This is a genomic window from Subsaximicrobium wynnwilliamsii (assembly GCF_007997225.1).
In the GTDB taxonomy this organism is placed as follows: domain Bacteria; phylum Bacteroidota; class Bacteroidia; order Flavobacteriales; family Flavobacteriaceae; genus Psychroserpens; species Psychroserpens wynnwilliamsii.
In genome coordinates, this window is record NZ_VORM01000005.1 from 301,730 (window position 1) to 324,955 (window position 23,226).

At 39.4% G+C, this 23,226-nt stretch carries 16 protein-coding genes; 10 read left to right on the forward strand and 6 right to left on the reverse strand.

Annotated features, from left to right (window positions below; genetic code table 11):
* Window positions 1-40 precede the first annotated feature (40 nt).
* Both ESY88_RS07185 and ESY88_RS07190 read right to left on the reverse strand, forming a co-directional pair.
* Window positions 41-946, reverse strand: a complete 906-nt coding sequence (locus ESY88_RS07185) for a FecR family protein (RefSeq protein ID WP_147085843.1) — start codon at window positions 944-946, stop codon at window positions 41-43.
* A gap of 48 nt (window positions 947-994) precedes the next feature.
* A complete protein-coding gene (locus ESY88_RS07190) occupies window positions 995-1,519 on the reverse strand; it encodes an RNA polymerase sigma factor (RefSeq protein ID WP_189702545.1) in 525 nt (174 codons plus the stop codon).
* Between the two features lie 170 nt (window positions 1,520-1,689).
* On the opposite strand from ESY88_RS07190, the gene ESY88_RS07195 reads away from it, so the two are divergent.
* From ESY88_RS07195 to ESY88_RS07230, 8 genes are all read left to right on the forward strand, one after another.
* The gene (locus tag ESY88_RS07195; RefSeq protein ID WP_147085844.1) at window positions 1,690-2,766 is read left to right on the forward strand and encodes a hypothetical protein; all 1,077 of its coding nucleotides are present in this window, start codon (window positions 1,690-1,692) and stop codon (window positions 2,764-2,766) included.
* Window positions 2,767-2,778: 12 nt separating this feature from the next.
* Window positions 2,779-3,210, forward strand: a complete 432-nt coding sequence (locus tag ESY88_RS07200; RefSeq protein ID WP_147085845.1) for a hypothetical protein — start codon at window positions 2,779-2,781, stop codon at window positions 3,208-3,210.
* A gap of 52 nt (window positions 3,211-3,262) precedes the next feature.
* Window positions 3,263-3,751, forward strand: coding sequence for a hypothetical protein (locus ESY88_RS07205; protein WP_223270753.1), 489 nt, complete (start codon window positions 3,263-3,265; stop codon window positions 3,749-3,751).
* 134 nt (window positions 3,752-3,885) lie between these two features.
* On the forward strand, window positions 3,886-4,065 hold the full coding sequence (locus ESY88_RS07210; protein WP_147085846.1) for a DUF1328 family protein: 180 nt from the start codon (window positions 3,886-3,888) through the stop codon (window positions 4,063-4,065).
* A 381-nt stretch (window positions 4,066-4,446) separates the two neighbouring features.
* Window positions 4,447-4,902: a ferritin-like domain-containing protein gene (locus ESY88_RS07215; RefSeq protein ID WP_147085847.1), complete on the forward strand. Its 456-nt coding sequence runs from the start codon at window positions 4,447-4,449 to the stop codon at window positions 4,900-4,902.
* Between the two features lie 296 nt (window positions 4,903-5,198).
* Window positions 5,199-6,770 carry a T9SS type A sorting domain-containing protein gene (locus ESY88_RS07220; protein ID WP_147085848.1) on the forward strand — a complete coding sequence of 524 codons (1,572 nt, stop codon included), beginning with the start codon at window positions 5,199-5,201 and terminating at the stop codon, window positions 6,768-6,770.
* A gap of 637 nt (window positions 6,771-7,407) precedes the next feature.
* Entirely contained in the window at window positions 7,408-8,895 is a 1,488-nt protein-coding gene (locus ESY88_RS07225) for a hypothetical protein (protein WP_147085849.1), read from the forward strand.
* Window positions 8,896-9,232: 337 nt separating this feature from the next.
* Window positions 9,233-10,438, forward strand: a complete 1,206-nt coding sequence (locus ESY88_RS07230; RefSeq protein WP_147085850.1) for an NAD(P)/FAD-dependent oxidoreductase — start codon at window positions 9,233-9,235, stop codon at window positions 10,436-10,438.
* A gap of 282 nt (window positions 10,439-10,720) precedes the next feature.
* Here ESY88_RS07230 and ESY88_RS07235 read toward each other — a convergent pair whose 3' ends face one another.
* Window positions 10,721-12,757: an ATP-dependent helicase gene (locus ESY88_RS07235; RefSeq protein WP_147085851.1), complete on the reverse strand. Its 2,037-nt coding sequence runs from the start codon at window positions 12,755-12,757 to the stop codon at window positions 10,721-10,723.
* Window positions 12,758-12,840: 83 nt separating this feature from the next.
* Between ESY88_RS07235 and ESY88_RS07240 the strand changes: the two genes are divergently transcribed.
* Window positions 12,841-14,148, forward strand: a complete 1,308-nt coding sequence (locus ESY88_RS07240; protein WP_147085852.1) for a GIY-YIG nuclease family protein — start codon at window positions 12,841-12,843, stop codon at window positions 14,146-14,148.
* A 1,114-nt stretch (window positions 14,149-15,262) separates the two neighbouring features.
* Here the strand turns inward: ESY88_RS07240 and ESY88_RS07245 are convergent.
* The 3 genes from ESY88_RS07245 to ESY88_RS07255 all read right to left on the reverse strand — a co-directional run bounded on the left by ESY88_RS07245 (window position 15,263) and on the right by ESY88_RS07255 (window position 20,960).
* Window positions 15,263-16,132: an alpha/beta fold hydrolase gene (locus ESY88_RS07245; RefSeq protein WP_147085853.1), complete on the reverse strand. Its 870-nt coding sequence runs from the start codon at window positions 16,130-16,132 to the stop codon at window positions 15,263-15,265.
* 882 nt (window positions 16,133-17,014) lie between these two features.
* Window positions 17,015-19,993 (reverse strand): Eco57I restriction-modification methylase domain-containing protein, encoded by a 2,979-nt coding sequence (locus tag ESY88_RS21370; RefSeq protein WP_147085854.1) that lies wholly within the window; start codon window positions 19,991-19,993, stop codon window positions 17,015-17,017.
* A gap of 220 nt (window positions 19,994-20,213) precedes the next feature.
* Entirely contained in the window at window positions 20,214-20,960 is a 747-nt protein-coding gene (locus ESY88_RS07255) for a DUF3891 family protein (protein WP_147085855.1), read from the reverse strand.
* A 272-nt stretch (window positions 20,961-21,232) separates the two neighbouring features.
* On the opposite strand from ESY88_RS07255, the gene ESY88_RS07260 reads away from it, so the two are divergent.
* Window positions 21,233-22,303 (forward strand): endonuclease/exonuclease/phosphatase family protein, encoded by a 1,071-nt coding sequence (locus ESY88_RS07260; RefSeq protein WP_147085856.1) that lies wholly within the window; start codon window positions 21,233-21,235, stop codon window positions 22,301-22,303.
* The last annotated feature ends 923 nt before the right edge of the window (window positions 22,304-23,226 follow it).

A 23,226-nucleotide genomic window follows, 5' to 3' on the forward strand; every position in this document is an offset into this window, starting at 1 on the left:
AAAGGTATTGAGAACAAAAAATGAAAAAAGTATGTAATGCTTAATCTTTAACATTCCTTATAATGACCTCCTTATTATTGATGATTTCATAGGTCAAATTAAGGGGCTGCGTAATTGACTTTAAAGCATTCTCAAGGTTGTTGTGTTCAAATGCGCCAGTAAACATGACATCTTTTTCGTCAAATTCTTTCAGAATGCCAATGTCGAACTGTGTTTCAATTTCTTTGATTACCGCATTGATGGAGGCATTCTCAAAAACACTCATATTTTTAAGCCAATATGGTTCGGTTATGGCGATTTCTGTTGTTTTGGCATTTCCCGATTTTAATACAAATTCAGTACCTGCCGGAAGTTTAATGGAATCAGTTCCATAACTTACTTGCACAAGTCCTTCATAGCAAGAGACTTTAAAAATACTATCTCTCGACAGAACATTAAATTCAGTCCCGAGGACACTTACCTTGCCAAATTGAGTGGTAACATCAAAACGTTGGCCTTTTTCTACATTAAAAAGTGCCTCTCCCTTGAGTACTACGATTCTGTTTTTATCCCAGTTTGATGCATTATATTCAAGGTGGGATAGCTGATTTAATTTTACAATAGAATTATCAGGAAGTGTAATCGTCTCACTTTGTGCATAATTTGTATCAAACATGTTGATTTTATCTTTGTCCAACAGCATAAATACAGCGATGCCTAAAACAAAAACAGCGGCAATTCCAGAGGCGATTTTTAGCCAATGTCTTGCGGGCACATCTTTAGTGTATAGTTTACTTTCTATAGTTTCAAATGGCTTGACTTTAGCATGTTGCTCACCACCAAACCGTTGTGCTTCTTGAATGATTTCTTTATAAAAATCCGCATCCTCCAAAGCTTTGAACGCTTGGGTCTCTGCTTCGGATAACTCATTATCCAACCACTTTTTTATTAAGTATTCTTTGTCCATAACTACGTGCTATACTTATAAAACAACTAACTTCTATATTGTCCCAACTTATTTTCCTTTAAGTTCTTCCAATTGGTCTTTCAGTTTATTAAAGGCGGCATATATTCGATGTTCTGCTACTTTTTTTGTGATATCCAATAACTCGGCAATTTCGTTATGCGTCTTTCCATCGACCTTACTCAAAAGAAAGGCAACTCGTTCCTCTTCTTTTAGATTTGACAAAGCAGTTTCATAGCGAATTAAAAATTCTTTTTTGCGCAACACAAATTCTGGAGTCTCATTGGTATAATCTTTAGGCTTTATTTGTTGGTGTTTAAGTACTTCTTTTTGGTGCTTGACCTCGTTTAGCATCATATTGTTTGTCACCGTGTAAACATAGGACTTCGCTGCTTCTGGTGCTACTTTAGCACAATTCTCCCATAATTTAATAAAGGCATCCTGCACTTTATCTGAAGGATTCAATAATTCACCATATTTATAATAAAAGATATTGCTCAAACTTTGGGCATATTTTTCATATAGTTTTGAAAACCGTAATTTATCACAGATATTTTGATGCAATGATTTGGCCAATTATGAGTTTTTTAAATTCAGAATAGAAAGGTATATAAAAAAAAACATAATTTTCTTGGGACATTGTTTTATTGAGTTGTTTTAATATTAAAGGAGATAATTTATTTTCTAATTAGAACGAATGAAATTCAGAATTGTCATCCAAAATGTTAACCAAAAACAAATTAATTATGAAAACATTTAAGCCCATCTTGCTCTTAGCATTAGGTCTATTGCTCACTACTACGTCTTGTAGAACCGAAGACGATTTAAGCATTGATCCACCACAAGAAACCACCTTGGCGGCTAATTCAGCTTTGGCAAGTCAGATGCAACGCATTGCAATGAATGATGGTTCTGTTGATAATATCGTTTACAACGCGAATTGTTTTACCATTCAACTTCCAATAACGGTCACCATTAATAGTGTTGTAATTACGATTAATGACATTGGCAATTATGATGATATTGAAGATCTCCTTGACGAATTTGATGATGATGACGATACTGTGGACATTGATTTTCCGATCAGCATTATCCTTGCAGACTATACCGAAATTGAAATCAACAGTTTAGATGAGTTAGAAGATTATGCTGATGACTGCAATGATGAAAATGAAGATGATGATGACATAGAATGCATCGATTTTGTGTATCCAATTACAGCTTCTGTTTTTAATTCAAATAACGAAGTTATTGCAACTGTTACATTTAATAGTGATTCTGATCTTTATGGGTTTATCGACGATATCGAGGACGACGATTTTGTAGGCTTTAATTTTCCTGTAAGTATTGTGATTTCTGATGGCAGCGTGCTTGTTATCAATAACTTCAATGAACTTGAAGACGCGATTGATATTTATGAAGATGATTGTGATGATGATGATGATTACGATTATAATGATGATGACTGTAATAATTGTACCCCAGATCAATTAGAGTCCGTTTTGACGGCTTGCTCTGATTGGTACATTGACGAATTGGAACGAAATGACCAAGATTTAGAAGACAACTATAGCGGTTATCTGTTTAATTTCTTTGCAGACAATACCATAACAGTTTCTTGGGATGGCAATACAGCCGATGGTACTTGGTCTGCGAGTGGTACAGGAAATAATATTACAGTAACTTTTAATATTCCTGGATTTGAGGATATCAATGATACTTGGAATTTATATGAAATTGAGAATGACGATGATGAAGTAGAAGTAAAGTTTGAAATTGGTGACGATGACGAATTGGACTTTAAAAATGATAATTGTAACTAAAAAATAACGATTATGAAAAACTTTAAATACAAATTTATTATTCTGACTATTATTTCATTAGCTTTTTTAGCTATAAGTTGTAGTAATGATGATGACAATAACAATGTATCAGCTAATGTAACTTTAACAGAAGGCATTGATGGAGATATAGGTGGTGATTTTACAGGAAACGGTGGCAGTACTTCTGAAACTTTCAATTGGCAAAACGGCCTTTCCACCGCTGACTATAATGCTGATATTACAGCGTCTTCAACTGGATTATTTCAAATGATAATTAAAGATTCAGAAGGAACTACGGTGCTAGATAGGTCCTTGAATGGCAATGTCGAGCCAGATTCGTTTTCTGGAGTAACCTCTGCGGGACAGGCGGGAATGTGGACCGTAACAATTACTGTGTCTAATTTTAATGGAGATGGAAGTTTTTCTTTAAGTGCGGGAGATTAGAATAATAAATAGGGAATAACCAATAACACTTTAACTAAAAAATATAAAAATCATGAAAAACACACATTTAATAACCTATACCGTTATATACGCTTTATTGATTGGCCTTCTGATCACATCTTGTAGTTCTGATGACGATGCAAGCCCAAATGATAATAGCCAGCAAATTGCACTAATTGAGACAACTGCTGTGTCTGGCTCATGGAGAATTACCAATCTCAATGATTCTGGTCAAGATGAAACATCAGACTTCGCTGGTTATGAGTTCACTTTCAATTCTGATGGTTCTCTTGTCGCTATCAACGGCACTATTACAATGACTGGTACATGGTCTATTACAGATGATACTAATAGTGATGATGACAGTAGTAACGATGATGGTATTGAATTCAATATTTTCTTTCCTGTACCAGATACCAATGACTTTGAAGACCTAAATGATGATTGGGATATTTTATCAACGTCATCAACCAAAATCGAACTTATTGATATAAGTGGTGGAAATGGTGGCACAGATTTGCTGACTTTTGAGAAAAATTAAGTGAAAAAGAGAACTGAAATCTAATCAAACACCCCTTTCTATCAGCCTCATAATGTTTGATTACTAGAGAACCAACCGTGATTATTTTCATGGTTGGTTTTTTAGTTTTGAAAGTCGGTTTTAGCTGAATCTAAATGAAATACAATTACAAGTTGACAGCATTTCTTTTGAGCGTCAAATTTTTATTACCACTCTGTTTTAGAGGTATCTCTGAAGCCGCAGCAGGAATCGCAAAAATAATCTTCGTGATTTTCATTATGATTAGCATCATTGTCTTTCCGGCATTCAAAAAAATTTATTGCTCTTTCGCCTAAATCTCAATTAGATTGAAGGGCTTATTACGCATTTAGGAAAGCTTTAAATTTCTTGATGCACTTCGTATTGTCTGTTATGAATTGAAACAAATTAGATTAGACCTTCCGCAGAAACCTCTTAGTCATCCCAAAGGAATCTGCCATTTCATTTATAAGACTTCCCGATTTTTAGATCCCATTCAAATACAAAAGCTGTTGCCGTTTTTTGATAGATATTTTAAAAGTTTATGTGGTAAAGAATCTGTCAAGTAACTATAAATTGGTCTAACCACCCTATCACGTATTGCATTTTTTTTGGGCTAAAAACTCGTTGTATAGTGATAAGCGCTCGTTGTAATAAGAGATAATTTGCGTCTTATCAATAACTAAAAACACATTATAATGGATAACACCAAAGAAATATCAAAAAAAGTAAATGCACTTATCGAGAAAAACAACGATGCCGATAAAGGATATCAAAAAGCAGCTAAAAATGCAGAACATAAGGATTTGGTAACTTTTCTGTCGCACCAAGCGAATGAGCGAAAAACCTTTGCACTTGAGCTGACTTCGGGCTTGAAGTCTTATAACCCAGAGTTTGATGTGGATACCGATGGCAGCGCCACTGGAGCCATGCATAGAACCTGGATGGATGTCAAAGCAGCACTTTCCATGGATGATGATGAATCACTTTTAGAGGAATGCATTCGTGGCGACAAGGCCAGCAAAGAGGAATATGAAGAATTTTTAGAGGATTATCCCGCGCTTTCGGCCGATTTAAGATCAACTGTTCAAAACCAATTGACCAAAATCAACGCCACGCTCAACCGTGTGAAACGTTTAGAGGATTTGAATTAATACCAGTTTTTTTTCAAAAATTTTAGCCGATGGAACATAACCATCGGTTTTTTTGTTTTCAAAATCTAATGCTTCGTCTCTGCATATGCCCTTCCGAAAATACACTCCTTTAGATGCTTGAAATCTGAAATTTTAAATAAAAGTCTAGATATCTTTTCCAGTCTGAAATCAAAAAACAAGCATCAATTCTGTAAGAACTTACTTAATTAAACCTCAGATTCGGAAACTAAAGCACATAAAATTTGAATAATTAGAATTTATGCTGTTACTTGCGAGTCCCCCCAAATCTAAAAAAAATGAAAAATTATTACCTTATCCTATGTTCGGTGGCGATTTGTCTTAGCGCTAATGCCCAAGAACTTTCAACAACCATGACGGTTAAACCAGGATCTACAGTTTATGTATCCTCAGGCACAACACTCGCTCCTTCTAATTTAAATCTCAAATCCAGATCCAATAGTTATGCGATTTTATTATTGAAAGGAGACTTAGGTGCCTCCACGATTGTAAATTATGACCGCCATGTCAATAAGGTTGGTCAATCTGGCGTGAATGGTGGCAACGACTTAATTTCAATGCCGGTTAAAGTGGCTGGAGATGCTACTTTTGTTGAGTTCTTGGACTATTCAAATGGTTCAGACATAAATTCAGATGTGCTGGCAAATTCTACGACGCTTTATGCCTTTGGACCTTATAACAACAGCAACCAATCTTACACCAACTACGATGCTGTTGCAAATGCAGCCGCTTTGCTGGAAAGAGGAGTTGGTTACAGAGCTGCTGCTACTAATAGCGGACAAACACTAAGATTTACAGGTACGGTATCAACCGTTACAGAAACTGTTGAGATCTCCACAAGCAACAATTACTGGAACGGTGTAGGTAATCCGTATCCAACATTTATTGATTCTCAAAAATTCTTAACCGAAAATTCAATAGCCTTAGATCCTAATGCCACAGCAGTCTACGGTTATAATAGTGGTACTAATCCTGAAGTAGGCTCTGGAACCTTTGGCAACTTTACGGTTATTAATAATTTAACCAATACAGATGTCAACATTGCGCCCGGACAAGGATTTTTGGTTGCGAATGCTCCCGACAATGCCACCCATCAGATAAACTTCACAACCGCCATGCAGACTTCTGCCGGAACAGATGATTTTATTTTGGGTAGAACGGATAACGAAGTTCAGAAATTACGATTGCGAGCGCAACATGCCACTGGTGATTTTGCCACTGAGATTTACTTTAATGGCAATTCCACTTTAGGTTTAGATCCTGGCTATGACGCTGCTCTCTTTAACGGTGTTGGTGGTGATTTCTTCTTATATTCCCAATTGGTGGAAAATAACCAAGGCCGCAATATGGCCATCCAAAGCCTTGGATCTAATGATCTAAATGACATCACGATTCCCTTAGGCTTAAAAACCGCTCAAGGAAAACAAGTCACTTTCAGCATTGAGACCTCTACCCTGCCGGAAACTATTGATGTGTATTTGGAAGACAATCAAACCAACACCTTTACCTTATTGAATGCCTCTGAGTACACCTTTACCGCTAACAGCAACATTTCTGGAACTGGCAGGTTTTTCCTTAGGATTGGAAACAGTACACTATCAAACATTGTCCCTGAAAACGGAAGCTTACAAATCTTTGCAAGCAAGCAAACACTTTTTGTCAACGGGCCACTTTTGTCCGAAACGAAGGTCTCCATTTACGATATTCAAGGCCGTTTGGTCATGACTTCCTTCTTGGATGAAGCATCGGACCTAAACAAAATAGACGCTTCGGCTCTCAACACCGGCATCTATGTTGTGAAGTTGAATAACGAAGCACAACAGCAAACGAAGAAAGTGATCTTCAAATAAATCTAATTTTTTTTGATGTAAAAGACTGCTTTTTTAAGCAGTCTTTTTTTGTTTGTAGTGTTTGAACCTTTCGCTTTCCATGTGCACTCATAAAAGCGCTTCAGAAATTCTTGGGAGTAATTAAGACTTAGCATTGCGGAAGTACCGCCGTGAATTACCATAACATCAAAATGCTGTAGAAGGATCACAAATTCTGCTGCTGAATGCTTCGGATTTAAAGTCTGATGTTTTGTTTCATTACACCGGCAGTATTTTGAACTCCAATAAAGAAAAAAGTCTGCGCCAATCTGCGACATCTGCGGGACACCTTAACACCTTTTCATTTCCCGCTGATTTCGCAGATTTTCGCAGCATAAAGCGCCAGTATTTTTAGATGCAATTTAGCCTGTTTCCAAAATGAGACCATTTAAGCTTTGGAAATTTAACAGAAGTAATAGATCGGCTAAGATGCGGCATTGGCTACAAACCAAAGTTTTAAGATTGCCTGTAAGAGTATTCACATATTTTATGATACTATTAATTTCATTTAGTTAAAATAAATGGATTTTATGGTATTTATAGGTTATAATACTTGTTTATTGGCTGAATGGTATACATTTGTACTAAAATAATTTTTAACCTCAAAATCCCCAAATTTATGAGACCTATTAAATTACTCTTTTTAAGTGTATTATTAACCGGATTTTCCCATGCCCAAGTTGGCATCGGAACTGAAGAACCAGATGCATCTGCGTTGTTAGAATTAAAATCTGAGTCTCAAGGCTTGTTAGCCCCACGCATGACCACTTTACAACGTGAGGATATAGAAAGTCCTGCCGAGAGTTTGTTGGTATTTGATACCGATGAAGATACGTTTTACTTCTACAATGCCACAACGACTTCTTGGTCGGCATTGGCCAATGATACTTCAGACAAACGCAGTAATTATAAACTCGTAAAATCTGCTGCCGATTTAACTGTAGAATTAGCTGCGGGTGGAGGGTCTTCTTATAAATTGGACACCAATACATTTTATGAAATAAACGGAACAATCGCATTATCGAGCCCAATTGATTTAAACAACGCTTACGTTGCTGGAATGGATCCCAATGAAGATGTACTCTCCTCCTCTGGAGTCGTTTTCAAAGGAAGCACCGGAGGAAGCATTAGAAATGTGACTTTGATTGGCACTAAAGCTTTTGAGATTGCAGGGCCTGGAATTGCGACAAACTCCTCCCTTTTGATACAAAACACAATTATCGATGGGATGAACAGTGTTGGAAGCATCTCAGGTTTTGGATTATACTTTGGTAACATCGTTCAGTTTTTGAATAATACCAACGGGATTACCTATTCCAATATTGGGAATTTACTACTGAATAATCAAGCATGGCCAAATTCGAATAACGGGACTTTTGAAACATTTTCCGATAACTTCGGTTTAATCGAAAAAGTCAGTGGTTTTAGCTCAGTCAATGGATCAGATGTCGCGTTAGACGTTAGTAGCAATCCTAATGTAGCAACGGGTGTTTTGCAAGGCACGGTTTTTACAGGTACTACTAGTGCGTCTTCTGGATACGTTAAAGCCTATACCTCTGGCTCTTACACAGGTTATAACTTTAGTAATGCCTGGACAGTGAGTGCTCCTGGCATCCCGAGGGAAAGCGACGATGTGGCTACTGGCGATATTAATTTTTCGGCAAATGTTGGTAATGGCGAGTTAACTACATTCAGTGGTACAGGATCAGGGTTTAGGAAAAAAGTCACTGGGACTACCGCTTCAGGTGAATTATTTAGGTTTGAAAAAAGCGGGAATAACAGAATTATTTATAAAGGAAATAAAACAAGATTTTTCGGAGCTAATGCCTCTATTTCTTTTCAGGCTAGGGACTTGACATCTAATACAGACGGCACAATTCCGACAATTTATATTCTATACATTGCCAAAGGGAAAGGCACAGGTTCAGCTTCAGTAATTACTCAAACTAAGGTTTATGGAAGAGCTTCAGATGAAAGTGATATTATAGCACTTCCTATAATAGGCACTATAGAATTAGATACAGACGATTATATTGAAGTTTGGGCTGAGCGATTTACAGGAGGCGGAGACATGCTTACCGTATCCCTAAATGTTACGCTTCAGTAATAATCATATATTTAAAATTACCCTATTTATTTTTTACAATACCCCAAAACCTTCGGCTTCAAACACCGAAGGTTTTTTTTGTTTTAAAGAGTCTTTACAAACCAAAATAGTGCCGAGCTATAACTTCAAAACGCCTACTAAAGACTTCCTCCAAACCCAAAAACCCATAATTTCAAGTTTCCAATTCAGTCTCTTATGATTCCGTTTTTGTCTAGAGACTTTCAAAAAGTATCCCGTTTCATCTAATTTCAGCTCCAAAACAATAAATGATTGACTCAAAAAAATACGGTCCATTTTGTGAGGATAAATTGCTTAGCTTTAATAAAAAAATCTCCAAATGAAACTACGTTCAAGCGAACCTTTTTGGTTAGAAAAAAATGGCATCCTTCACTCCTACCCGTCTTTGCGAAAAAACGTGAAGGCAGATATTTTAATTGTTGGAGGCGGCATCACGGGAAGTCTCATTGCACACCAATGCATCAAAGATGGCTACAAGACTGTTTTAATAGATAAACGCGAAATCGCTCACGGGAGCACCTCGGTAACCACCTCGATGCTTCAGTATGAAATTGATGTGCCTTTGTTTGAATTGATCGAAAAAATTGGGACTGAAGCTGCGGTGGCGAATTACAGAGGATGTTCCGAAGCCATTGATACCCTAGGAAAGATCTCAAAACAGGTCAAGTCTGGCTGTGGCTTTGAAAAGAAAGACTCGCTCTATTTCGCTGCTTTTAAAAAAGACGTCCCGAAACTCAAAAAAGAGTTTGAGGCCAGAAAAACGCACGGCTTTCCCGTAGTGTGGTTGGAAGCGGAAGAGATCACAAAACGCTTTGGCCTGCAAAATACCCATGGTGGGATTCTCTCCAAACAGGGCGGCAGCATTGATGCTTTCCGTTTGGCACACGATATTCTGGCTTACAATCATAAAAAAGGGCTGGACATATTTGATAAAACAGTCATTGAAAAAGTAAGCTATAAAAAAAATGGCGTGACCACAATCACTAAAAACGGATGCAGCATCACTTCCAAAAAAATTCTCTATTGCAACGGCTTTGAAAGTACAAGCATCATCAAAGAAAAATTTGTCAAGCTACTCAGCACCTTTGCCATGGTAGGGGAACAGCTGGAAGACAACCAAGACCAGTTGGCAGGCACGCTCTTCTGGAACACCGCCGATCCCTACATGTACATGAGAACCACCGATGATGGCCGACTTTTGATTGGCGGGGAAGATGAGGATTACGTCAATCCTGAAAAGAGAAACAAAAACATAGGTAAGAAAGCCGAAAAGCTCCAGAACTATCTCAAAAAAATACTACCCGATTATGATTTTGTCAATGATTTTGCCTGGGCAGGCACCTTTGGCGAAACCGAAGATGGGCTTCCCTATATTGGCAAGCACAAGGATTTTGAAAGCACTTATTTTGTATTGGGTTTTGGCGGTAATGGCATCACGTTTTCGGTAATTGGGATGGACATCATCTCACAGCTTTTAAAAGGTAAAAAGCATCCGTTGACCAAATATTATCAATTCGGCCGCTAATAATTCGAATAAACCAGCGCTTTCAAAATGCTTTGATGCGTTTGTACTTTGAGCGATTTTCCGTGGAGTTAGAAACTAAGCATCATTCCGAAGCCTTGTTTGATGTTGAGGTCTTGTTTTATAAATTCAGAAAAAATCTGCAGAAAATTTAAGAACCAACAAGCTGCTGTTTTCAGCACAAGACATTCCGTGTTGTACGGCTTCCGTTTTTGCTCTTTCATCAAAAACCAATGCCAGTGCTTGCGAAATATTTTTTCCGAAGCAAACCAACTTCAGCAATCCCTAGGAAAAGTCCATCCCAAAGGAAAGGTCGATGCTATTGGGTTTTGAAATGTCCCTGGGTTTTATCAAGCTGTAAGGATTTATGAGTTGCTCTGTGAGTTGATTTGGCAATTCCTCCAAAAAGTATTTGGAACTGAACCCGGCGTTTTTCGTTTTATTGACGGTGTTTATGGAATTGGTATCCCGCGTGATGTAAAGCTCATTTTTAGCCCGGGTCAAAGCCACGTAAAGCACACGCCTATCCTCTTCCACTTTTTCCTCACTATCCAAATTCCATGCACTCGGATAAACTTTTGGCGACACGTTGAGCACGTAGCACACGTCTGCCTCCAAACCTTTGGCCGAATGTACGGTTGAAATAACCACATGATCCTTGATTTCGCTGTCACTGATTTGAGAGCCTTCCAAGACGGGATTTCCATTCAACTGTTTCGCGTTTTCCAAAATGCCTTCAGAAATCATCTGCCCAATAGAGGCATAATTATCGCCCAACATCTCGAGCACCGGGAAATCTGATTTGCGTTTTTCCTCCCAATCCTTACGGTATTTGAAGGCCAGAGCCTGCTCCATTTTAGAATAGGTTTCTTGAAGCGCCTGCTTGACGTTACCAGCATTGCGGTAAATGGTATTGTAGATATCGGCAATGGTCTCACCTTCCTGGCCACCAATAACATCGGCCAGGTTTTGAGCACATCCCAGAGGATCTTCAAAGGCCACGAGCTGCGAGATGTACTTGCCAGCCTTTATTTCGCCAATCCCATCCCAAAAGGTCAAAAAACGCATCCAGCCAATTTCATCAAAATGATTATTGACCACCCTCAAGGCTGAGATCACATCCTTGATGTGTGCCGCTTCCATGAATTTTCTTCCGCCATAAGTCACGTAAGGTATTTTCTTCTGAATGAAAACCGCCTGCAGGGGTTTGGTATAATAAGTGGATTTTGACAGTATGAGATGATCTGCAAACTGCTTGTTGTTTTCTGTAAAATTCTCCAGAATGTTTTCTGCAATAAAATTGGCTTCCTCCCATTGGCTCGCAACATTGACCAATTTTGGGGTCATGCCAGATCCACGTGAGGCCTGCAACTCCTTATCGTAGTCCAACGGCGATTGGGCAATGAGCCAATTGGAAACATCCAAGATCTCCTGCGTGGATCTGTAGTTTTTATCCAAGATTAGGATTTCAGACTCGGGTACCCGCTGTTTGAACAGGTGCACATTTTTGTAATCGGCACCTCTAAAGGAGTAAATGGATTGGGCATCGTCGCCCACACAATAGAATTTTGCGATCTCTAAAAAGGGCTCCAACAAATACCATTGCAAGGGATTTGTATCCTGAAACTCATCAATCAATAAATGCTTGAGTTGATGGCTCAAAATGTCCCGTGCTTCAGCATCGTTTCTAAGCCGATTGGCCACCACCAACAACAAATCATCATAATCAATGTATCGGCCCTCCCCTTTTTTGGTTTGATAAGCCTTCAGCAGCACTTCAACCCGCGACCGAATGATATCAATCTCATCGGTGGTTTCTGCATCGGTTTTGCCTTTATAGACCTTTTCCCGAATGGCATTACTAAGGTTTTGACGCGTATTCCTTCCGTAGGAATAAATATCAATCAACTGCTGTGGCTTGATCCTAATCCCCTTATACTCGATGATTTGATCGCCACACACCATTTTCATGACGCTCAATTGGTCGTCGGGATCAATAACCGTGTAGCCAGCCGCTCCAAAAAGATTGGGATAGCGCACAATCAATTGATTGCACCAAGAGTGAAACGTGGACCCATTTAAACTCTGCGCCTGGTTATTGGTGAGCGAGGCTTTGACACGCTCAACGATTTCACTGGCAGATCGTTTGGTAAAGGTTAGGATTTGTATTTTTTCTGGCGCGATGCCCTGCTCAATAAGATAGGCCGCCCTGCCTACGATGCAGCGTGTTTTTCCTGTGCCCGCACCAGCAAGAACAAGCAAGTGCTTGCCTTCATAGCCAACCGCTTTTTTCTGTTTTTCGTTAAGTTTATGATTCTCCAAAATGCCCTTTTTTGTAAAGATATTGATTTATTGTGCCTTTAAGAATGTTTTGAATAGCCTGAATAATTCTTATTTTTGCTCTAATGACATCCATCTACATTCAAACCCTAAGTACCGGTAAAAAAGCGGAAATCCCTTACCGCATAAGCCTTAAAAATGACGAGCATCCGCAGGCTGTGCGGTCTTTTGATTTTAGACCGGAAGTGTCCGTTCCCAAACGCATTTATGAACAACATAATCTGGATCGCATGGCCCTTTTGGCAGCACCTCCATTTTGCGATATTGCCGATGAGCTCATAGAATTGCTGCAAGAGCAAGCGCTTGTTTTTTCTGAAGTGCGGCAGTTCAAACTTCTCAAATCCCAATTCAAGGCCATTGGTTATAATTTCAATGTTCGCCCCAAATTTGTTTGGCACCGTGCGGATAAGGATACCGAAAATGCGGTGGAACTCGTTTTGAGAGATGCTCGAAACCTTTGTGCCCAAAGTTTGGAATATGCCGAAGCTTTTCTGGAGGTGATGCAGCAGTTTCTATGCAATCGGAATATGGATAGCCCAGCGCCAAAACCCACAGCAGCTCTCACAAACCGTTTGGACCTTTCCAGATACAAAATGGCAGCCGGCGTGTATTATTTTCTGAATCCCTTTGAAGATGTCATCTACGTTGGCAAGGCTAAGAACATTAGGAAGCGTTTGCAAAGTCATTTTTCCACAGCAAGCTTGAGCAATATCAATTATGCTGAAGTGAACGCCATCAACGTGGACTATTCGGGTAACGATCTCATGGCGCAACTTATGGAATCGGCGAACATAAAAGCCTTGAAACCCATCTACAATACGCAACAAGTGAAAGATCCTGCGCCTTACATCATCAATAAAGGCAAAACAGCTTCGGGCATAAATAAACTTCAAATTACCCGAAAGGAGATCGTCAACAACATGCCCGAGCGGTATTTTAACAGAACATCGGTAAAGCAATCCTTGGAGCAATTTTGTGCGGAACACCAGTTATGCCGAAAGCATTGCGCCCTTGAACGCGTCAAAGGCCCTTGTAGCAATCATACCAAAAAACATCAGGCTTGTGTGTGTGCCGGTACCGAATCGACCGAAGATTACAACACACGATTTGAACGCGCCTTTGAACAGTTTCAAAACAGAAAATCCCGTGTGATCTATAAGCTGAAGGGCAGGCACACTGAAGAAGACGCCTTTATTTATATGGTCAATGGCATTTATGAAGGTTACGGATTTATTGACAAAACCGAAATCATCGCGAATGAAAACGATATTCTTGGGCATTTGACCCCCCAAACCAATAATTACGATACCTCGCGGATTTTGAGTGATTTGTCACGAAAGGTCAAGGCAGAACACATTTTTTCATTACCCTGAAAAAAAGCTGCGGAAATTAATCTCATTCTCATGGAATTATCAGAAGCGGACTCGAACTTTAGCCCGCAGATCTCGCGGATTGACGCAGAGAAAAGGGCTGCGTTTTTGTGCTGAAGCAAAAACCACAATGCAGATTTTCTGGATCAATCAAATTTGGTTGTAATGACGCGTAAAGATATATGCCGAAGCTTCGGAAATTAATCTCATTCGTATGGAATTATCAGAAGCGAACACGAACTTTAGCCCGCAGATATCGCAGATTGCCGCAGAAAAAAAAAAGCTGATTTTTTTTCCGAAGCAAAAAACCACAATGCAGATTTTCTGGATCAATCAAATTTGGTTGTAATGACGCGTAAAGATATATGCCGAAGCTGCGGTAATTAATCTCATTTTCATGGAATTATCAGAAGCGAACACGAACTTTAGCCCGCAGATCTCGCAGATTGACGCAGAGAAAAGAGCTGCGTTTTCGTGCTGAAGCAAAAACCAAAATGCACATTTTCTGGATCAATCAAACTTGGTTGTAATGACGCGATAAGATATATGCTGAAGCTGCGGAAATTAATCTCATTTTCATGGAATTATCAGAAGCGAACACGAACTTTAGCCCGCAGATCTCGCAGATTGACGCAGAGAAAAGAGCTGCGTTTTCGTGCTGAAGCAAAAACCACAATGCACATTTTCTGGATCAATCAAATTTGGTTGATTGACGCATAAAGATATATGCCGAAGCTGCGGAAATTAATCTCATTCGCATGGAATTATCAGAAGCGAACACGAACTTTAGCCCGCAGATATCGCGGATTGACGCAGAGAAAAGAGCTGCGTTTTCTTGCTGAAGCAAAAACCAAAATGCACATTTTCTGGATCAATCAAATTTGGTTGTAATGACGCGTAAAGATATATGCCGAAGCTGCGGAAATTAATCTCATTTTCATGGAATTATCAGAAGCGAACACGAACTTTAGCCAGCAGATCTCGCAGATTGACGCAGAAAAAAAAAGCTGATTTTTTTTCCGAAGCAAAAACCAAAATGCAGATTTTCTGGATCAATCAAATTTGGTTGCAATGACGCATAAAGATATAGGCCGAAACTTCTTTGTGATGGATGTGCTTAGGCCTTGCTTTTGGAACTTGCGCTTTCATGGATCCATTTCAATACCACCGGGTAGATTTCCTTTTCTGAATTCCTTGAAAGTATGATCCTACTGTGGCTGTAATCTTCTAAATTCCCGTTTTCCAAGGCAAAATAGATGAGTTTGTTTTGTGGATTTTCGAAGGCTTCCAAATACTGTTGACAGCCTTCTTTGGGCGCTATGAAATGATCGCCTTTGGCACAGATGGACAGTATGGGGATTTGGATGCTTTTCATTTTTTCACGATAGTCGAATCCGTCCTCGCCCACAAAATTTTTCTTCAGGTTCCAATCGAACCACTGTTTCAAGGTGTGATAGCTTTCGCTATTTTCGATGGAGCCCGCTGGTTTTGAAGGCACCTTCCCCAGCATTGCAGAGACGTACTTTCCCGCAAAAATCTTCATCCGGTTCTTTAACTTAGATCCGGCACCAAACGCCTGCACCCCAAACATGGAAATGCTTTTTATGCTAGCGCGGTAACTTGGATTTTTGATTAAAAACATAGTCAGCACCAAGCCACCACCGCTATGCGTGATGCAATCGAAGCTTTTCAAACCCTGTTTGTTTACTAGAAAATTTAAGGTAGCGCTCAAATCGAACTCCGCTACAGTTTCGAGATTGAATTTACTTGGACTGTGTTCACTTTCCCCGTGATTTCTCCACTCCATGCTCCAACAGGTAAAGCCGTTTTGGGTCAATGCGCCAACAATACCATTGAATATTTGCCGATTGGAAAACGCGCCATGGGTTAGAAAAACAACTTTGCCATTGCTTTGCTTTGGATTCGATTTCCAAACTGCGATGCTTACATCATCTTTGGTTTGTACGTGAATGGGTTGTTCTTGCATCTGTTTTTTTAAGAAAGATTCGAGTATGGCAAGTTAGTCCTTTAACTTCAATTTTACAGGAAGTTGTGAATCGCTTGTTCATGATTCGTTTTCATTATGAATTTTCAACTATGACGATTTACTCCTGTCGTTTCTATTTTACGGGAAGTCGTGAATCGCTTGTTCATGATTTCGTTTTCATTATGAATTTTCAACTATGGCGATTTACTCCTGTCGTTTCTATTTTACGGGAAGTCGTGAATCGCTTGTTCATGATTTCGTTTTCATTATGAATTTTCAACTATGGCGATTTACTCCTGTCGTTTCCATTGCAGGGGAACTCGTGAATCGCTTGTTCATGATTTCGTTTTCATTATGAATTTTCAACTAAAGCGATTTACTCCTGTCGTTTCCATTGCAGGGGAAGTCGTGAATAGCTTGTCCATGATTTCGTTTTCATTATGAATTTTCAACTATGGCGATTTACTCCTGTCGTTTCTATTGCAGGGGAAGTCGTGAATCGCTTGTTCATGATTTCGTTTTCATTATGAGCCTTCAACTAAAGCGATTTACTCCTGTCGTTTCTATTTTACGGGAAACAGCGTGTATAAATCAGTTTTGAGTTTTGCATATTTGGAAATTTGATTTCTTTTTAAAATTTGTTTGAAAAAATCAAATTCGAGTTCCACTGTTTGTCCCAACATTCCTGAATAAAATAATCCTCGATTTCCATTGTCCTTTAAAAGTTTACAGTGAAAAATTTATCACCTCCACTAGCGATACCCTGAAATATCCTACTAAATACATCCTCAACTCGTTAAGGTTGTTCTTTTAATTTTTCAATCACATGCAAGACTTCTTCACTTTGTAAATCCCAGTTTTCTGCATTTAATGTATCATATTTCATAGAGTCCCAAACAAAAGGCTCAAATAAATTTTCTGGTTTAAGTTTTTGAATTGAATTTTTTCTTTTCGACTTTTAGTTAAGTCGATAATGCAGTTGTATGTGGAAGCTTCTGAAAATATAATTTCCGAACCAAAATGAATTAAATTTTTAACCGCAGTTTTTTCCTTAAAAAACTGTCTGATACCTGCTCCAAAATCTGATACCAAAAATTTATGTGGTAAAATAAACGAAACAATTCCTTTTCTATTTATCAAATCATAACATCTTTCCATAAACAATGCATAGATGTCATAATTTGCCGTGGCAGATTTATATCGCTTTTCATAAAAGACACAAGTTTCAGGATAATGTTCCATAAGTCCTTGTTTCCTCACATAAGGCGGGTTACCAATAACCACATCAAAGCCACCAGTGATTTCCGTTTTAAAGGCATCGGCTTTAGAGGTGAGCATGCCATCTATCACAGTTTGGAGTTGGGCACTGTGTTCTGGCAATTCGTGTTTGCTTCTGTTTTTCTGTATGTAATTTAGGGTATTGTCCAATTGCTGCGTGCTGGTGATCTCTTTTGGCACACTGTACTTTTGTCCCCATAAGGGCTTTTTTGCTTTTTCTTTCGCCAAGGGAGCATGCTCCCTTTTTTTCCCTGTTTCTTCTGCCAAGGGAGCATGCTCCCTTGTTCCTTCCTCTTCTGCCAAGGGAGCATGCTCCCTTGTTCTTTCCTCTTCTGCCAAGGGAGCATGCTCCCTTGTTTCCCCTTCCTCTTCTGCCAAGGGAGCATGCTCCCTTGTTCCTTCCTCTTCTGCCAAGGGAGCGTGCTCCCTTGTTTTCCCTTCCTCTTCTGCCAAGGGAGCGTGCTCCCTTGTCTCCCGCCCCGTTTCCTCTGCCAAGGGAGCGTGCTCCCTTGTCCCCTGTGCCTGTGTTTTCTCCCGCGTTAGGATCTTAGAAGTTACCGATTTTATTTTCTGCATGATGCGTGGGATATCCGCAATATCGCAAACCAAGAGTAAATGGATGTGGTCTCCGCAAATGTTATAGGCCAAAAGCCTTAGTCCATCTTCCTTTACAATCTGGGCAATGGTTTGACTTATGATTAGATCATCGGCATCTGTAAAATAGACCACGTTTGGATACGGGTTTGTGCCCAGGTCCCGTTTCTTTCTTACCTCGTATTTTACCATCCGGTCCGAAGTTCTGCTGTCGTGCACGGCTGTCGTGATGTGATAGGCCTTTAGATCTTTGGTTTTAAATACCTGCGGAAATTCCTCGGACCAGTTAAAAGCTTTATTACCCGCAACGGTCTTACTGTCTATGAGACTGTTGCCACATTTGATATTGTTACTCAAATCGTTGAGTTTACGTCGGGGTTTTGCGGTTCGCAACCAAAGGGAAAGTTTTGTGATTTCAACACTTTCCTCATTGAAATCCACCCCATAGATATTATTCTCGAGAATGGTGTTTTCAATATCTGGAAACTGCAGCCCGCCAACCAAAACCTTCGTTTTAAGCTCATCAATGTATTGATGTTCTTTGATTAAAAAATCGAGTGCCTGGTTCAAAAATGCGCCCGAGCTACAAGCAGGATCACAAATAGTAAGCTGCAGTAGCCATTCGCGGTAGGCGTCAAGCGTTTCTAAAAGTTGCATTTTGGTGCTTTGGTGAGTGCCTTTTTTGACCTCAAAATAATCGGCTTCCTTAAAGCCAATGGCTATCTTTTTTTCCACACAGAGTTTACCTACCGTGTTTTCAACAATGTATTTGGTAATGTATTTTGGCGTATAAAACACAGCATCCTTTTTGCGCTTAATCGTTTGCTGGTCAAAATCACCACCTTCAATCTCGGCGTTTACACTTTCGATTTCGTTGAGTGCGTTTTCAAAAATATGTCTGAGGATATTGGCATCCACCTCACTTTCAAAATCATAATTTGATAATTTGCTGGTATGCTTAAACAACAAGTCGTTGTTGATTTCCAGGGCATCGAGAATGGCATCCGGTTTAAATAGACCGCCATTGTAGGCATATATTTCGGCACGACTTGGGGTGCTTTTTCGGCCTTGATCCAAATACAGAAAGTATTGCTTGAACAAACTATATAAAGGGCGTTCGTCGCCAAAATCCCAGTCGTGTTTCCATTTGTTTAATATTTGTTTGGTGGAGTTGGAAGGCAATAAGGTTCTATCTTCAGCAAAAAAGATAAACAAGAAGCGGTCAATGAGCTTTTGTGATTTTTTGAATAAGGTCAGTTTTACATTTTTCTCAAGTTGAACGATATCGTTCTGGTCTTCGGCACGCTCCTGTTCAATCAATTTGGCCTTGACCGTTTTGGCATTGTTTTTTACCAAATCCCGATACAATTCCCTTTTGAATACCGAATAATCCTTATAAAAAGCCTTGGTGATTTCTTCCTCCTCAACAATGGAAGCCTCCTTGATTTTAAGCGCTGTATTGTTAAGAAGTTTGTCTATATGCAAGCACAGATACAACAATTTAAATCTGTTTTGCGAGAGCGTGAACAAATCGAACTCCTCAAATTCTGTGGCATCATTGATGTAAAAACGCAGTTTCTCAAAATTGGAGGTGATCACATACACGCAGCCTTTTTGGTTGGCCTTATAATCAAAGGCTTGTAGGCGAATGCTTTCAAGGTCCTTGGTAATGGTGCCTTTTAGCTCGATAACGCCAATGGCCACGCCATCTTTCAATATGGCAGCATCGGCCTTTCGCGAATTTTTCTCGTTCTTAAACTCAGTGGTTAAATTAGAATCTGGGTTTGGAAACAGCGTATAGCCCAAGATGTTCACAAATAACTCGTGCAGAAATGAGGCTTGGTACTGCTCCTCTTTGGCACTTTTTATATTGTCCTGAATGTTGGCGTTCCAAAAGTAGTTTTGATATTTTTTGTAAGCCCTATCAACAGCAGATTGATCCAACAAAGCGAGATGTGATTTAAGAACGGAAGCTTGAAATAATGCCATAAGTCATACAGGAATCGTTAGTTGGTTGCACGATCAAGGAGGATGAAGATATTGATATTTTAACAATTGGCCGCTTTAATTGATTTGAAAAGTAGCGCGACATTTTTTTTTGCTGAAGGCGTCCAACTCCAAACCAGAGCTAAAGGTTTTTTTGATTGGTAAAAACACCTACACCAAAGCATTTCTAAAATCCTGGTTTCACAGAATAACACCAAAAGAATCAGCCTTCGGACTTCTTGAGCAGCCATTTTTTAGGTTGTGGCTTACTGCCCATCAAAACCGTTTCAAAGTGTTGGTTAGACGTGAATTTGGTTTCCTTTAAGATGCGTTCTTCTACAGATAATTCAAATTCCGTGGCACTAAAAATCCATGGCGTGATGGTCAACACGCCGTTTTCGGTTTTTTTGATGAAGTAGGTCTCCCCATTGATGGAAGTATTGATTTCTAAAAGCCGCTCGGCTTCAGGTGCTTGATCCTTACATAAAATGAGCGACAGCCTATCGCAAAATCGCAAAACCTCGTAGTAGGTTCGCCCCGTTTTATCTGAAACCTTAAACTGTTCCAAAATGTGCCCACGTGCTTTTTCTTCTTCAGTAAAAAAACGGCTTATTCGTTTGCTGTCTGCTTTCATGTGGGCATAGATGAATTCCAAATGATAGGAAATGAGCAGCTTGACCCATGATGATTTGTCGCCAGCAGCCTTCAAGACCCGCTGCATCCTAGTCATTACCTCATGAACGGAAGACCGTTCTTCATTAAAATCCATCGGGACGCCCATATCAGACAAATAATCCTTCTCCTTGAAATTGAGCTGCCGGTCATCATGCTCACAAATGGCAATGAGTGTTTCGAACCAGTGCCTTGGTCTAAATTCCGGTTTGATTTCATTGGCAATTTTTCCCGCCAATAAGCCGTGCGCTTCATGAGAAATGATGTGTATACCTACTACCGATTTATTGACAATCATTTTAAATCTAAATTTAAAGTTGAATTTTAAGGCATAAAATCCTTCTGCCCCACTCTTTATACAAATATAATCCACATTTTAGTTAAGGTTCAATTAAAAGATATGAAAAAAGTTGACCTATGTTCATCTCCTAAGTTCTAGCCTTTTTTCTAGGGTAAATTTTTACTTTTTTTTCAATACCTTGCAAACCTCAATGAGAAGATATACTTAACTATGCACGCTTGGATTGCCATTTGTAGCTGACCCAAAAATTCTTTAAATAAAATATAAAAGTGAACTATTTAGAAATCATAACGCTTGTTTTTAATATCCTTATTTGTATTCCTACCTTAGCTTCGATCACAAAATTTGATCATTGGTTGGTACGGGATTTCGATTTTCCCAGAATACAGATTTCTTTTTTGCTGTGTGTAAATCTCATAGCGGCTGGGCTTGTGTATTCGTTTCAGCAGCCTTGGCACTTTATCATTGTATGCGCGCTGGTTATTTGTTTAATTTATCAATGCTGGCTCATTTTCCCATATACTTATCTTGCCAAAAAACAAACCTTGAAATTTGATGGCAAGACTGAAAAAGCACCAATAAGCATACTGGTTAGCAATGTTTTAATGACCAATCGGGATTACAGCCGCCTTATTGATTTGATAAAACTCAAAGATCCCGATGTTTTTCTGACTTTAGAGTCTGATAAAAAATGGGAAGAAGCGCTAGAACCGTTCGAAGATGACTATACCCACTCCATAAAAGTGCCTCTCGATAATTTATACGGAATGCACCTCTACTCTAAACTGCCTTTAGAAGGCATGCAGGTCAAGTATTTGATCAAAGACGATATCCCATCCATTCATGGCTATATCAAGTTAGACAACGGGAAGAAAGTCAGGATTCATTGCTTGCATCCCAGACCTCCAAGTCCTACGGAAAGCAAGACCTCCACAGGTCGCGATGCCGAATTGATGTTGATAGGAAAACAGATAGAAGCCGATCCCAGCCTCACTTTGGTTTTTGGGGATTTGAACGATGTCGCCTGGTCCCGAACCACTAAAATTTTTCAAAAAGTAAGCGGCTTGTTGGACCCGAGACGCGGACGTGGATTTTTCAACACTTACAGTACCGAACATTTTTTCATGCGTTGGCCTTTAGACCATGTGTTTCACAGTGATGACTTTACGCTCATTGATATATCCCGAGAAAAGAATATTGGATCAGATCACTTCCCCATGTATATCAAACTCAATTACACACCCGAAAAAACTGAGGAACAAGACAAATTGGAAGTTAATCAAGACGAGGAAGACTGGGCATCTAAAAAAGTCAAGGATGGTAAGGAAGAAGATTCCTGAATTTTCAAATGCATCAATTGTATTTATACAGACGCCAAGCTGTAAATGGTTGCATTAAAGGGCGATTTTCAGTTTATCGAAAAAATAATAGCAGGTGTTTTTTTCTGCGTCAACCTGCGATATCTGCGGGAGAATTATTCATGCGCTTCAGTTTATTTCCCATGCGTTTCGGTTTGTTTCCCGCGGATTGCGCAGATCTTCACAGATTTGTTCTTTCTGACACATCACGAATGTACAATTGAATAGCTCAATTGCGTGTCGTCTCAACAGCTTTCATGCCTTTTTAGCGCAGCATCTAGCGCCGTTTTTTATTCATTATAATGATAAGCAGGATAAGTAGGTGTTTTTTCTGCGTCAATCTGCGACATCTGCGGGAGCATTATTCATGCGCTTCAGTTGGTTTCCCTTAGATTGCGCAGATCTTCGCAGATTTTTGCTTTCTGATAAAATAAGCAGGTGTACTTTTCTGCGCCAATCTGCGATATCTGCGGGAGCTATTTCCCATGCGTTTCGGTTTGTTTCCCGCGGATTGCGCAGATCTTCACAGATTTGTTCTTTCTGACACATCACGAATGTACAATTGAATAGCTCAATTGCGTGTCGTCTCAACAGCTTTCATGCCTTTTTAGCGCAGCATCTAGCACCGTTTTTTATTCATTATAATGATAAGCAGGATAAGTAGGTGTTTTTTCTGACACATCACGAATGTACAATTGAATAGCTCAATTGCGTGTCGTCTCAACAGCTTTCATGCCTTTTTAGCGCAGCATCTAGCGCCGTTTTTTATTCCTTATAATGATAAGCAGGATAAGTAGGTGTTTTTTCTGCGTCAATCTGCGACATCTGCGGGGGCATTATTCATGCGCTTCAGTTGGTTTCCCTTAGATTGCGCAGATCTTCGCAGATTTTTGCTTTCTGATAAA